This is a genomic window from Serinibacter salmoneus (genome assembly GCF_002563925.1).
GTDB lineage: Bacteria > Actinomycetota > Actinomycetes > Actinomycetales > Beutenbergiaceae > Serinibacter > Serinibacter salmoneus.
In genome coordinates this window covers 849,941-863,068 of record NZ_PDJD01000001.1, presented here as the reverse complement: position 1 = coordinate 863,068, position 13,128 = coordinate 849,941, and the positions used below count along the sequence as shown (strand labels likewise).

Genomic DNA, 13,128 nt, shown 5'->3' with positions numbered 1-13,128 from the left:
CTGGTGGTATGGCCCGAGGAGTGATCTACGCGCGAATCTCCGATGACCGCGAAGGCCGAGAGTTCGGCGTGGATCGCCAGGAGCGACTGTGCCGCGATCTGGCAGACCGGCACGGCATCGCCGTGGTGCATGTCTACCGCGAGAACGACGTGGGAGCCTCGACGCACTCGCGGAAGAAGCGCCCCCTCTATGCCGAGATGATCGACCGCGCCCGCGCTGGCGAGTTCGACACGATCCTGAGCTACTCGACTTCAAGGCTCACGCGCCGAGTCCGAGAGTTCGAGGACCTAATCGACCTCGCGGAGAACACCGGCGTGACGGTGCGCACGATCCGATCGGGAGACCCCGACTTCACTACCGCGATGGGTCGGGCACAGGCGCGGAACCAGGCGAACTGGAACGCCCTCGAAGCAGAGACGACCGCCGAGCGCGTACGGGACGCAGCACGGGACCGGGCGCACAAGGGGATGCAGCACGGGCGGGTCGGTTACGGGTGGCGACGGGTAGACGGCAAGGACGTGATCGACCCCGAGGCTGCGGCGATCCTGCGAGATGCAGCGTCTCGAATCCTCGCCGGCGATTCTTTGCGCTCGATCTGGAAAGAACTGAACGCCCGCGGAATCCCGACTCCCGACGGAAAGCGGTGGACGGGAACGAACCTGCGACAACTGCTATTGCGCCAGAGGAACAGTGGGCGGCGAACATACAAGGGTGAAATCGTCGCCCGTGGATCGTGGGAGCCACTGTGGGATGACGGCACCCAGGATCGCCTAATCTCGATCCTCCGTGATCCCGCCCGCAAATCGGCGCGAGGAACGCCACTCAAGTACCTACTCTCAGGGATCGCTTTGTGTGGTCGCTGTGGCGGGATAATCCGCCCCGCCTCGCCCGTTCGGCAGAGACTCGCGGACGGCACATGGAGCTACGGGAAGCAGGCCTACACCTGCGGAGAGTGCTACCGCATCCGCCGTGTGCAGGTGGACGTTGACGCCGTGGTCATCGCCGTAGTGCTGGCCCGCCTCGAACAGCCTGACGGCCCTCGACTGCTCGCGGGCGACCCCGACGAGATGCAGGCGCAGACGAAGCGGGCGGGCGACTTGAAGGCGCGCCTCGACCTCGCGGCGGACCAGTACGCCGAGGGCGCGATCACGGCTGACCAGCTCGCCCGGATCACGGCGCGGCTGCGACCCCAGATCGAAGAAGCCGAGCGCCTCGCACGACACGCAGGACCGCCCGCGGGTATGGAGGGAATCGGCGGGCCGGGCATCCGCGAGGCGTGGGGGCGGGCAAGCATTGAGCGCCGGCGCGCGATCGTGGATGCCCTATGCACCGTGACGATCCTTCCCGCGACCCCCGGAATGCCGTTTGACCCGGAGCGTATCCGCATCGACTGGAAAGGATCGGGAGAATGAGCCGGCGACGAAAAGGGGTCGAGCAACTATTCACGCAAGTCAACATCGTGTGCCGCTGTGGTGTCCAACTAGGGAAGGTCATCAAGCAGCAGGGACGCTACCTGGTGCCGAGGTCGATTGAGTTTCGCGACCAGCCAGACCCCACCCCGGAGTCCGGGAAGATTGTCCGCCGCTGCCCAGAGTGCGGGGCCGACTATCAGCGCCGCTGGTCTGCCGTGCGTCAGATTCTCGACAAAATGGAAGAGGACGGCGTGTCGCGGGGCACTCTCGGCCCGTAGTGCTGCTACTGTCACTCGCAGTAGCACGCAGAATGTGCCGGTCGGCAGCCGCTTACAGCCAGGCAGTGCGCCTCTCAGCGGAGGTGCGATTCGTCGTACCCGCTGGGAGGCACTTTCGTGTCAGCACGAGCAATCCGGGGACGCCTGGCCGCTGAAGTCAGACACCACCCCGACAAGGACCACACCGAACTGCGCCGGGAATACTACGCGCAAGCCCTCGCAGAGCACGTCTCGCGCGTGGTGGCAGCCGCGCCGCCCCTGACTGCCGAGCAGCGAGCACGAATCACCGCCGCGCTCGCTGGGGGTGGCCGCGGTGCCTGACCGTTCAAATGGGGATCGCCGCCCCCGCGACCAACGGGAGACGGCGACCGGCTATCCCATCAACACCTGCCCTTCAAGTATCGCCCTCGACGGGACCGCTCGCCAGGACGGCGCGCGCGACCTCGAAGCGCCGTATGCGGTCCTGCTGACGGGGACGAAGCGCCGCCGCGTGCTGTTCGGTTTGCCCGGCGCTGAGCGTGCCCTGAACCGCGCCCTCGCCCGTGGCGAGGATGACGCCCGGCTGCTGCTGGTGCGCCTCGAAGCGGTCGGGGGTGAGGTGTGATGGTCCCGACCACGACCGCCTACGATCGCCTACTCGACGCGCTACGGGAGGCCGGGAAGCGCGTGGAGACACGCGGGGATCGTGCGATGGCACAGTGCCCCGCCCACGACGACGGTAGGCCCTCGCTGAGTCTCACGGCAGGCGATGGGCGCGCCCTTGTCTACTGTCACGCCGGGTGCACGACCGAGGACATTGCGGGCGCGCTGGGGTGGACCATGCGCGAGCTGTTCGACGACCCGCGCGGCAAGACGTACGAGTACCGGGACGCGGGCGGACTCACCACGATTCGCACCGTCACCAGGACGCCGGAGAAGCGGTTTCGGCAGGCGGGGCAGACTCGCGGTGCCTCGCCCCTGTATCGGCTGCCAGAAGTGGCGCAGGCGGTCGCTGAGGGGCGCGTGGTGCACCTGACCGAGGGTGAACAGGACGCTGATACCGCGTTCGTCATGGGAGGCACCGGGACCACCGCACCACAGGGCGCGACGAACTTTCATCTCGCGGACGTGGAGCCGCTACGGGGTGGGCATGTCGTGGCCGTGGTGGACCGTGACGCCGCCGGGGAGAAGTGGGCCGGGATCGTCGCGGAGAAGTTGGCCGGGATCGTGGCGAGCCTCGCGTTCGTGGAGGCGGCGCACGGGAAGGACCTATCCGACCACTACGCCGCCGGGGGCACCCTGGGCACCCTCGCGGCCCGGCAGGCCCCACAGGAGGCGCAGGAGGCCCCACAGGAGGCCCCGGGGAGCACCTGGGCACCAGTGGACCTAGACGGCATCCTCGACGCGCTACAGGCGGGCACCCTGGAGCGACCCCGGCCCACTGTGGGGAGCCTCGATGGTGGGAGCGCCCTGTTCTACGCCGGGCGCGTTAACGGCCTCGCGGGGGAATCGGGAGGCGGGAAGACATGGGCCGCCCTCGCCGCCGTGGCGCAGGAGCTGGAGGCCGGTAACGGGGTCGCGTTCGTTGACCTCGAAGACGACGCCGCCGGCATCCTCTCGCGGCTGCTGGACCTGGGGACCGACCCCGAGGCGATCCGGGCGCGGTTCGCCTACGTGCACCCCGATCAGCGGCTGACCGAGGCCGACCGCGAACACATGGGGATGCTGCTGGACTCGCTGCGCCCCTCGCTGGTCGTCATCGACTCCACAGGCGAAGGCCTCGCGCTGGAGGGCGCGAACCCGAACGCCGATGAGGAGGTAGCGCGATGGTTCCGCATCCTGCCCCGGTGGGTCGCGGACCAAGGCCCCGCCGTGGTGATCCTCGATCACGTCACCAAGGCCGACAGTGAGGGACTGTGGCCTATCGGGTCGCAACGTAAGCGCGCGGCGATCTCCGGGGCGCAGTACATGCTGCGAGTGGTCAAGCCGTTCGACCGGACCACCGCCGGATATGCCCGCCTGGTCGCAGCCAAGGACCGATCCGGGAACTACCGGGCCGGTCAACACGTCGCGGACCTGAGAGTGTCACCCGGACCCGATGGGGTGGAGGTTGCCCTAGTCGCGGCGATCGAACGCGACCCCGCCGAACCGTTCCGACCCACCACGCTGATGGAGCGCGTATCCAAGGCCCTGGAGGACGCCGAGGCACCGCTGAGCTACCGGAGCATTGAAGGAGCCGTGACGGGGCGCAAGGGTGCCGCACGGGCCGCGCTTGACGTGCTGGTGGCCGAGGGATTCGTGAGCGTGGAGGACGGCGCGCGTAACGCCAAGATGCACACCCTCACTCGCGCCTACAGGCAGGCCGACGACCCGCAATCGGACACCTACACCGGCGGGGGACACTCAACCGAGAAAGTGCCCCCAATCGAGTGTCTGACTGTCCCCCGTCCTAGAGACGGGGACGGGGGACGGACAGTCAAAGCGTCCCCGGGGGACAGTCGGGGGACGGTGGGGGACGGTGGGACAGTCACCCCGATTCCCTCACGTTCGCCGGCCTGCCCCGAGTGCGCCGAACCACTCGACGGACCCGGCTACACCTCACGGTGCCGCCCCAACCACACCGGGGGATCGCGACCGTGAACGTGTACCTCGAACACGCCGGAGCCTGCGCCGACTGTGACGCTGACCTGATCGTGAGAGACGACGGGCCGGGGATCGTGCACATGACCGTCGCCCACGACGAGACATGCCCGACCCTCGCGACCTACCGGCGGGCCGACCGATGACCGCCGATGCGTGGACGCCCATGTGTGCCGTGTGTGCGCGGATGGGCGGGCCGTGGTTCGTGCACCGGGGGTCGCTGACGTTCGTGTGCGAGTCCTGCCGCTGGACGCGTGCCGCTCACCTGATCGCTTTCCCTGAGTGCCGGGTATCGGAGTCAGACCAGAGCGATGGCTGCCGGATGGACGGCCTACACGCCGATGAACCGCAGTGGGTGACCGGCGGTCAGCGCGAACTTGTGCAGTGGGTGCTTCGGCAATGGGAGGCGCGATGAGTCCGGCCGAGGATCGCCGCGAGGCCGAGCGGTTGCAGCTGCTGGACCGCCTCGCCCGCCGCGCGCGCGAGATTCCCTGCGTCATCTCCCCTGCCCCTGAAGCGTGGACGGCTGAGGAGATTCCCACTCAACGAGTCGCGGCTGCCGCGTGCTCGCCCTGCCCACTGAAGGTCGCCTGCCGCGCGTACGGCCTCGCCTGGCCCGATGAGGCCGGCGTGTATGGCGGCCTGACCGAACGCGAAAGGAAGTCCCGATGACCGACCCGTACGGGCTGATTCACCGCCCACACTGCCCCGCTTCGCCGCCCGTGGTGAAGCCCTCGACCTCTGAGCGCTGGCTGCTGGTCACGTGCCCGGACTGCCGAGCGCGCGCCCTCGCACACAACACACCACTCAAGGAGACCCGATGAACCCCGACCCGTTGATGAGCGACGCCGTTGCCGTCCTGCGAGCAAAGGCAGCCGGTAGCGGTGACGCGCTGGTGGCCATGCTTCGCGCGATGGACCACGCCGAACTCGAACACCTCGCGGTGCGCCTGGCCACGCTGGCCGAAATGGCCCACTCCGCCGACCCCACCGCGACCACGTTCGATGAATGGTTCACGCTGGCCGATGAGGCGTGGAAAATCGCCGCGAGAAATCTCGACGATTAGGCGTGTCGCTGGTGTCGATTCTGCCGCTCACAGGAGTAGGATCGACACCAGACGCGAAAGCGTTTAGAGCACGGCCAGCGGTCATAGCCACGGCCAAGGACGAGGAGCCGGAAAGCGGCCAAGGGTGAGAACCCGAGGAGCTGCTGAAGGCCAAGTCCGAGGAGCCGCCGGTTTCAACCCGTCCGCCTATCAGGCTCGCCGCACGACAGCACGGCCAGCGGTCACGCCAGCCTCGCCAACGACGCCGAGGCCCGGTTCAACCCGTCCGCACGTGCCAGGAGCGGAACCCACATTCAACGCGCCCATATTGGCGCACATTCGTAGGAGCAGTTATGAACCTGAAGGAGCAGCGCGAGGCCGCGTTCAAGGCCGCCGAAGCGCTCATTGAGAAGGTCAAGGCGGGCGACGAGTCCGCCGTCCCTGAGGCTGAGGCGAAGATCGCCGAGGTTAAGGCACTGAACGAGAAGATGGAGCGCGCCGCTGAGGGTGACGCCCTGATCGCGCAGATCAAGAGCATGGGTGCACCCGATGGGCGCGACGCGACCAAGAGGCTCGACTTCAAGGGCTTCGGCTCGCAGATCGCCGCCTCGATGCACCGCACCTCTGAGGACATGGGGCGAAAGTCGCTGGTTGCTTCGGGCGAGTCGATCGCCCCGCTGCCGGTCACCTATGAGGAGTTGACCCGCGAGGCCACCCGTCGCCCCACCCGCCTGGCCGAGGCTATCCCGCTGGCGCAGCGCGAGGAGTCGATCTACGCGTTCGTGCGTAGCGCCTCGGTCAGTGAGCCGGGCGGTGCTGGCGTGGTCGCACCCGGCAACCTCAAGCCCCGCCGGGCACTGGCCCTGGAGCGCGAGGAGTCCCGACTCCGCGTGGTCGCGGTCCTGTCCGACCCCATCGACAAGTACCTGCTTGCCGACCGCTCCAACGTCGGCACGTGGGTGGAGCAGCAGCTCGCCGCCGCACTGGCCGACGAACTGGAGAACCAGGTTCTCGCCGGGGACGGCACGGGCGAGAACTTCACCGGGATCGCCAACACCTCCGGTATCCAGACGCAGGCGTACGCGACCGATCCGCTCATCACGGTGCAGGCCGGTATCTCCAAGTTGCTGGCAGACGGGGTGAGTCCGGCATTCGTTGGTCTGAGTCCCGCCGACTGGCTGAGCATCCAGACCACCCGCAACGCGTCCGGCAACTTCGACGTGGGCGGCCCGATCGATGCCACCGCCCAGCGACTGTGGGGAGTCCCGGTTGTCGTGGCACCCGGCGTCACGGACGGCGAAGGCTACGTGATCGGTGAGCAGAGCGTGGTTCTCTCCACCGACCAGAGCGGCGTTCACGTGGAGTGGGGAACCTCCTCCGACATGTTCGAGCGCAACCAACTCATGGCCCGCGTGGAAGGTCGCTTCAACCTCGACGTGACCCTGCCTCGCGGCATCGTGAAGCTCGCCCTCACCGCAGCCTAGGCGAGGGTCTGGCGTCAACGTCACCGCGTCGCCCCGATGATGCCGGGAACTCCTAGCGACGAGAACGGAACGATGGCTGGATAGCACGCCGGTACCGCATCTCCGCCGGCAGCCGAGACCCAACCAGCGCCAGAACGGGCCGGTCACCACACGGTGACCGGCCCGTTTCACATGCCAGGGGTAGGGGCGTTACAGCCACGGGGAGGAACGCCGCACGGACAATTGCTCCGGGAGTTATCCGTCCCCCCCAGCCTCAATTCTGGCCCTCGCGCGCGCGATGGGGTGGGGGGTCTGCAGCCACGAGGATCACTGCCGGAGCCGTTTTCCGCGCGCCGCCCCCGTCGTGATCCGAACGCCCCTACCCGTCAGCGCCCATCCTCGCGAGCCTGAGAGGCATATCCGACCGCGGGCGTAACGGACGATTGTCCGATATCGGACAATCCACCACGCCCGGGCCGGAGGTGGACGAAGCGTTGAAACGAGTTCGTCCACACATGATCCTCACCACGCCCGGGCCGGATTCCATCACCTAGGGGACTCCGAGGTGATGCATTTGCATCACCTGAGTCTGCCCCCACCACGCCCGGGCCGGAGCGGCTCCGGGGCAGGTGCGTAGTTCTGCGCACCACCGCCCCCACCACGCCCGGGCCGGATGACTCCCCCGTCTAGCCCCGCTGGGCTAGACGGACATGATCCCCACCACGCCCTGGCCGGAGCCAGCGAGTTCTAGACAAGAACTCGCTGCCCCCGTCACCCCCCACCACGCCCGGGCCGGATGACCCCGGGCCCTGCTGGGCCCAGGGTTCTCCCGAGCCCCGTTGGGCCCCGCTGGGCCCGACGGGGCCCGAGCCCGAGCCCGTGACACTTTGGGCCCCGCTGGGCCCGAAGTTAGGTCTAGCCCCGCTGGGCTAGACCTATCCGGCGATGCCCCACCCGCACACGGGGGTGCGTTGGGCCCCGCTGGGCCCGACGCATCCACGCCCGGTTCTCCCGTGGCACCCCATCGTGACGCAACGGCGCGGACACCCTACGGGTGGCGCTTGTCTTGATCCCCTCCCCGGACTCCCACGAACCATGCCCCGTTATCGCGTCACGGCACACCTGAGGGCCGCGCCTCGAATCGTGAGCGCGGCTAGATTGGTGTGACCCCCGCCGTACGGTGCACGCGTACGGCGGGGGTGCCTGTGCCCGTTCACAGGACTGTGGTTGTCCGGGACACCCTCGGTTTACGGCTGAGGGGCAGGAGCGCCGTGGTGAGCCGAGGCCACCACCGCCCGCCAGGTGGTCGGAACTGACCACCTGAGGGACGGTGACTGCCTCGACTACACGCGCGTAGGCGCCTCCCCTGCCAGCTCGAAGGCTGCCCCGAGGATCACGTACGGATCGACCCCCAGCGCCTCGCTGACTGCCCCGACCCACGAGAGCGTCACGCGCCCCGGAGCCTCGCGACAGAACCGCGCCATGCGGGGAGGCTGCCCCGCCTGCGCCGTGACCGCCTCGACGGTGGTCCCGCGCGTCTCGCACGCCGCCAGGATCAACGCCGCGATATGCCGCGCCGTCGTGGTCGCGTGGTCCCGGATCGCCTCGACCCCACCACGGGGCACCAGCGCCCCGCTCACAGGTCCGCACCCTCACGCGAGGCCCACCAGCGCAGGACGGGGCGGGGAAGAACGTCAAGGGCATCGAGCCAAACCGAGATCTTGCCCTCATCGGTCAGCGCGTAGGGGATCGGTTGGTCATCCTGCGGTCCCCACACGTCATCGCTGACGGTGGGTTGGGTAGTGTCTGTGCTCACGGTTCGCACCTCTCGGTAGGCGCCCGGACCGAGGCCCCAGGTTGAGCGGTTGCAGCGCTCCCTGGGGCCGACCTATACCGGCCGGGATGCCCGCGAGTCTGTACTACGAATGCTCGTCCCCGTCGTCTTCTTCGTTTTACCTCTTACCGTGCTCTTTGCCCTCTTTCCGGGCATGTCCATTCTCAACATCGCCTGACTCATGCTCACACCATGAAAGGACCAGTTCATGTCGCAGCGACCCGACACCTCCTCGCGTCCGGCACTCCCCCACCGCGTCCGTCAGCGGGTCGCGGTGTTGCGGAGACACCTCCTCGAGAACCTGATGCGGGTCGCGATTCGCGCCGCCTCGAACCTGCGCGCCGTGCGGGCGCAACCCGAGCGTGGGGACGTGCCAGGGTGGGTGATGGTCACGCTCATGACCGCAGGCCTCGTCGCGGTGATCTGGCTCCTGGCCGACGACTGGCTACGGCAACTGTTCCAGCAGGCCGTGGACCGGGTCAGCGGACCCTGACCAGAGCCACCCGCGGGCACGATGGACCCTCGCACGGCGGGGAGCGGGGCTCGGCGATCGCGGAGTTCGTGATGGTGGGCGCCCTGGTGCTCCTGGTGATCCTTGCCCTGGTGCAACTGACGCTCGCGCTGTGGGTCCGCACCATGCTGATCGATGCAGCCGCCGAGGGGGCGCGGTATGCCGCTCTGGAGGGCTCCTCCCTGGAGGAGGGCACGCAGCGTACCCGCGAGGTGATCGCGATGAGTCTCGGCGCGGGCTATGAGGAGAGCGTGACCGCTCGGGCCGAGGACGCCGCGGGGTGGGGCGTGATCGTGGTGGAGGTGCAGGCACCCATGCCCGTGCTGGGCCTGCTCGGCCCGAGCGGCGGGCTCTCGGTCACCGGTCGAGCGGCTGTCGAGCAGTGACGGTGGTGGGATGAGGACCACGGTGAGGAGCGCCGTCGAGGGGGCGGACGCAGTCGAGGTGAGCGACGCCGTCGGCCCGCCCGCCTCCGACGGGGAGCGGGGAAGCGCCCTGGTGGAGTTCCTCGGGGTGACCGTGCTGCTCCTTGTGCCCCTGGTGTACCTGGTGCTCACCCTCGTGCAGCTGCAGGCGGCCGCCTTCGCCGCCGAGGGCGCGGCCCGCGACACCGGCCGGATCCTCGCCACCGGCGGCGGGCCGGAGCGCGTCGGAGATCTCGCGGCCCACAACGTCGAACTCGCCTTTGCCGATCACGGCTTCGAGGTGGACGGAGCCTCCGCCCTGCAGGTCCAGTGCGAGGCCTCCTGCGCACCGGGCGAGCAGGTCCTGGTCATGGTCACCACGTCCGTCCCCCTGCCCTTCCTGCCCGACGGCGTGACGGCGCTGCCGGTGCACGCCGAATCGCGCTCCACGATCGACACCTTCCGGGAACTCCCATGACGGGTGGCCGCCTGCCCGATCGGGCCCGGAAGCACCTCGCTCGGCTGCGCGCACAGACCCGGGAGGAGTCCGGGCGTGTGCTGGTGCTCTCCATCGGAGCCCTGGCGGTCGCGGCCATGCTCGTGGCGGTGGTCGCCACCGCGAGCGCCGTGTACCTGGACCGCAAGGCCCTGCTCTCGCTGGCGGACGCCACCGCGGCGCACGCCGCCGCCGCGATCGACCAGGGCGCCTATCTCTCCGGCGACCTCGGGGTGACGGACGGGTCCGTCGACGCCGCGGCCCTGGAGTTCCTGCAGGAGGCGCCCGACGGCGCGGCCGTCACCGGGCTGCAGGCCTCGGTCACCGCCGACGGCGCCGCCGAAGTCACCCTGAGCAGCCTGTCCCGCCCCGAGTTCCTCCCATGGGTGCTGGCGCCATGGAGCGACGGCATCGCCATCACCGTCACCGGGCGCGCCAACGCCTCCTAGCCAGCCGCTAGTGCCCCGCCTCGCCGCCTCAGAATCCACGCTCGCGCACGGCGGACCGGCTTCGCGCACGGCGGTTCAGCGCCGATCGCTCCTGGCACACACGGCGCTGACCTGCGCGGACGCACCAGCCCTCGGCGCGCGGCGCCTCGCATCCGCCCTGCGCGAAGGCGACCCGCCCTCCGCGAAGCGGGGAGGGTGCGCGCGGCAGTGCATCCGTTGAGGCAGGCCCTCCGAGCCGAGGGCTCACGGCCCCGCGCCCCGACCGCCGCCAGCCCAGCAGCGCCACCCACCGCCGCCAGCCCAGCAGCGCCCGCACCGCGAGGCCCGCGAGCAGCGCCGCCTACCTCCGCCAGCCCAGGAGCGCCCGCACCGCGAGGCCTGCGAGCAGCGCCCAGAACGCGGCGCTCACCCCGGCGATCGCCACGCCGGAGGCCGCGGTCACGAAGGTGACGACGGCGGGGATCTGCTCCTTTGCCTCCGCGAGGGCCGAGCGCAGGGACATCGCGAGGGTCCCCATGAGCGCCAGGCCCGCCACCGCGGGGATCACACCGGCCGGGGCGAGCAGCACCAACGCCCCGAACGCTGCCGAGCACAGGCCGAGCACCACCCACACCACCCCGGCGGTCACCGACGCGACCCACCGCCGGGAACGGTCCTCCCCCGCCTCAGGGCCGGCGGCGAGCGCCGCGGAGATCGCCGCGAGGTTGATCGCGTGCCCACCCGCCGGGGCCCCGAGCAGGGTGCCGGCGCCGGTCACGAGCATCGAGCCGCGCCACGGCACCTCATAGCCCAGGCCCCGCATCACCGCCGCACCGGGCACGTTCTGCGAGGCCATCGTGACCAGGTAGAGCGGCAGCGCGATCCCGACCACCGAGCCCAGGGTGAGGGTCGGGGTGGTGAGGCTGACGTGCGGGAGGAGGGCTGCGGCGTCGGGCAACTCGCCGGTCCCGGACACGTGCAAGGTGATGGCCACGGCGGCCGTCACGAACGCCAGGGGCGCCGCCCACCGGGAGGCGAACCGCAGCGCGAGCAGCCACACGATCACCACGGGCGCCACCTGCCACGGGTTCTCCGCGAGGCCCGTGACCGGCCCCAGGCACAGCTGCAGCAGGATCCCCGCGAGCATCGCCTGCGCGATCGCCGTGGGGATCCGCGCGATCAGCGCCCCGAGCTGCGGGAGCAGGCCGGTGGCCAGGATCAGTACCCCGGTCAACAGGAAGGCGCCCACGGCGGCGGGCCAGCCGCCCGGGATCGCACCGGTCGCGGCGAGCAGCGCGGCGCCGGGCGTGGACCACGCCACGGTGATCGGCAACCGGCTCCACAGGGACAGCGCGATGCTCGCCAGGCCCATGGTCACGCTGACGGCGAGCAGCCCGCTCTCCGCCTCCCGGCTGGAGGCACCCACGGCGGTGAGCCCGGCGAGCACCACCACGAAGGCGCTGGTGAAGCCCACGAGGCCGGAGACCACGCCGGCGGAGACGGGACGAACCAGGGTGTTCACCCGGGCACGGTAGTGGTCAGGCACCGCCGGGTGCTGCGACGTATCGCCTGACGGCCCTCAGCCCTCCTTGACGCAGATCTCCCCGCGTCGCACCCCGATGCCGGTGCGCACCCCGACCCCGATCACCACCGCGGTGGTCACCGCGAGCAGGGCCGCACCGACCCAGCGGTAGTCCACACCCCCGTGCACCGTGGAGGCGAGGTAGGCGCTGGCGGCCGCGGCGAGCGGGAAGGTGTACGCCCACACGGAGATCGCGAACGGCATGCGGCGCAGGGTGTCCGCCTGGACCGCCAGCAGCAGCAGTTGCATGGTCATCACGCCGAGCAGGATGAGGGAGAGCGGGTCCGTCCAGGTGCCCTCGAGCCGGTTCCACGCGAGGGCAGCCACGGCCGGGGGCGCCACGAGGATCGCGAGGGTCGGGGCGAGCCGGGCCGGGAGTGTGCCCACGGTGAACAGTCGCGTCAGGACCACCGGGAGCAGGCCCAGCCAGTACACCAGGCCGACGCCGAAGAAGTACCAGACGATCACCTCCGGGGCGTAGTCCACCCCGGCGATCGGGGCGACGTGGTTCCCCACCACGGGGATGAACCACGCCGGGTGGATGTGCCCGGGCTGCACGGTGGCGTTCTGGATCCAGTTGCGCAGCACCATCACGGTGATGACGGCCTGCCCCGCCCCGCCGATCCAGAACAGCACCTGCGAGAGTCCGGGGAGCCAGCCCGCCACCGCGATGGAGAGCACCAGCAGGGACACCGCGACGGTGGCCGTGAACGCGGACTTCACCGGGTGCGCCCACTCGGCGCGCACCACGGCCGGGTACCGCACCGCCTTGGCCAGGTAGCCCGCCCCCACCACCAGGAACGCCACGAGGCCCAGCACGGCCAGGCCGCGGGAGACCCACGGCGTGATCGACCACACCTGCGCGGCGAGGTGCCACGCCACGGCGCTTCCCCCCAGGCCCATGACCATCGCGAAGCCGCCCAGCGGGACGTGCTTCAGCCGCGGCTCGACGGCCGGCGCTGCGGCACCCTCAGCGGCGCTCTCAGCACCAGGCTCAGCACCAGGCTCGGCGGTGGGTAGAACGGCCGAAGCCGTGGTGGCGCTCATGGATCCTCC

General features: G+C 70.0%; 14 protein-coding genes. 10 read left to right on the top strand and 4 right to left on the bottom strand.

Features of this window, described 5'->3' with window-relative positions; translation table 11 throughout:
- Positions 1–8 precede the first annotated feature (8 nt).
- The 6 genes from ATL40_RS03715 to ATL40_RS03690 all read left to right on the top strand — a co-directional run bounded on the left by ATL40_RS03715 (position 9) and on the right by ATL40_RS03690 (position 6,838).
- Positions 9–1,412: a recombinase family protein gene (locus ATL40_RS03715; protein ID WP_098468360.1), complete on the top strand. Its 1,404-nt coding sequence runs from the start codon at positions 9–11 to the stop codon at positions 1,410–1,412.
- Positions 1,413–2,003: 591 nt separating this feature from the next.
- Positions 2,004–2,294, top strand: coding sequence for a hypothetical protein (locus ATL40_RS14670; RefSeq protein ID WP_143556855.1), 291 nt, complete (start codon positions 2,004–2,006; stop codon positions 2,292–2,294).
- Between the two features lie 215 nt (positions 2,295–2,509).
- Positions 2,510–4,309: an AAA family ATPase gene (locus ATL40_RS03705; protein WP_143556854.1), complete on the top strand. Its 1,800-nt coding sequence runs from the start codon at positions 2,510–2,512 to the stop codon at positions 4,307–4,309.
- A 411-nt stretch (positions 4,310–4,720) separates the two neighbouring features.
- Positions 4,721–4,981 (top strand): WhiB family transcriptional regulator, encoded by a 261-nt coding sequence (locus ATL40_RS03700; RefSeq protein WP_169925868.1) that lies wholly within the window; start codon positions 4,721–4,723, stop codon positions 4,979–4,981.
- A 148-nt stretch (positions 4,982–5,129) separates the two neighbouring features.
- Entirely contained in the window at positions 5,130–5,375 is a 246-nt protein-coding gene (locus tag ATL40_RS03695) for a hypothetical protein (protein WP_098468356.1), read from the top strand.
- A 332-nt stretch (positions 5,376–5,707) separates the two neighbouring features.
- Positions 5,708–6,838: a phage major capsid protein gene (locus ATL40_RS03690; RefSeq protein ID WP_098468355.1), complete on the top strand. Its 1,131-nt coding sequence runs from the start codon at positions 5,708–5,710 to the stop codon at positions 6,836–6,838.
- Between the two features lie 1,322 nt (positions 6,839–8,160).
- Here the strand turns inward: ATL40_RS03690 and ATL40_RS03685 are convergent.
- Together ATL40_RS03685 and ATL40_RS14665 are read right to left on the bottom strand one after the other, a co-directional pair.
- Positions 8,161–8,457 (bottom strand): hypothetical protein, encoded by a 297-nt coding sequence (locus ATL40_RS03685; RefSeq protein WP_098468354.1) that lies wholly within the window; start codon positions 8,455–8,457, stop codon positions 8,161–8,163.
- Positions 8,454–8,633 carry a hypothetical protein gene (locus ATL40_RS14665; RefSeq protein WP_143556853.1) on the bottom strand — a complete coding sequence of 60 codons (180 nt, stop codon included), beginning with the start codon at positions 8,631–8,633 and terminating at the stop codon, positions 8,454–8,456. Before ATL40_RS14665 ends, ATL40_RS03685 begins: the two co-directional genes overlap by 4 nt.
- Positions 8,634–8,955: 322 nt before the next feature.
- Here ATL40_RS14665 and ATL40_RS03680 point away from each other — a divergent pair, with 322 nt between their 5' ends.
- From ATL40_RS03680 to ATL40_RS03665, 4 genes are read left to right on the top strand one after another with little or no spacing between them, the layout of a single operon-like run.
- Positions 8,956–9,144, top strand: coding sequence for a hypothetical protein (locus ATL40_RS03680; protein ID WP_098470259.1), 189 nt, complete (start codon positions 8,956–8,958; stop codon positions 9,142–9,144).
- Complete coding sequence (locus ATL40_RS03675; RefSeq protein WP_281254913.1) at positions 9,141–9,548, top strand: TadE/TadG family type IV pilus assembly protein; 408 nt, start codon at positions 9,141–9,143, stop codon at positions 9,546–9,548. Before ATL40_RS03680 ends, ATL40_RS03675 begins: the two co-directional genes overlap by 4 nt.
- 10 nt (positions 9,549–9,558) lie before the next feature.
- Complete coding sequence (locus tag ATL40_RS03670; protein ID WP_245866683.1) at positions 9,559–10,044, top strand: pilus assembly protein; 486 nt, start codon at positions 9,559–9,561, stop codon at positions 10,042–10,044.
- On the top strand, positions 10,041–10,511 hold the full coding sequence (locus tag ATL40_RS03665) for a glycosyltransferase (protein WP_098468352.1): 471 nt from the start codon (positions 10,041–10,043) through the stop codon (positions 10,509–10,511). The genes ATL40_RS03670 and ATL40_RS03665 overlap by 4 nt, the downstream gene beginning before the upstream one ends.
- A gap of 340 nt (positions 10,512–10,851) precedes the next feature.
- On the opposite strand, the gene ATL40_RS03660 is transcribed toward ATL40_RS03665, so the two are convergent.
- Positions 10,852–12,003: a benzoate/H(+) symporter BenE family transporter gene (locus tag ATL40_RS03660; protein ID WP_098470257.1), complete on the bottom strand. Its 1,152-nt coding sequence runs from the start codon at positions 12,001–12,003 to the stop codon at positions 10,852–10,854.
- Positions 12,004–12,069: 66 nt separating this feature from the next.
- Positions 12,070–13,119, bottom strand: a complete 1,050-nt coding sequence (locus tag ATL40_RS03655) for an SLAC1 anion channel family protein (RefSeq protein ID WP_098468351.1) — start codon at positions 13,117–13,119, stop codon at positions 12,070–12,072.
- Positions 13,120–13,128: the final 9 nt, after the last annotated feature.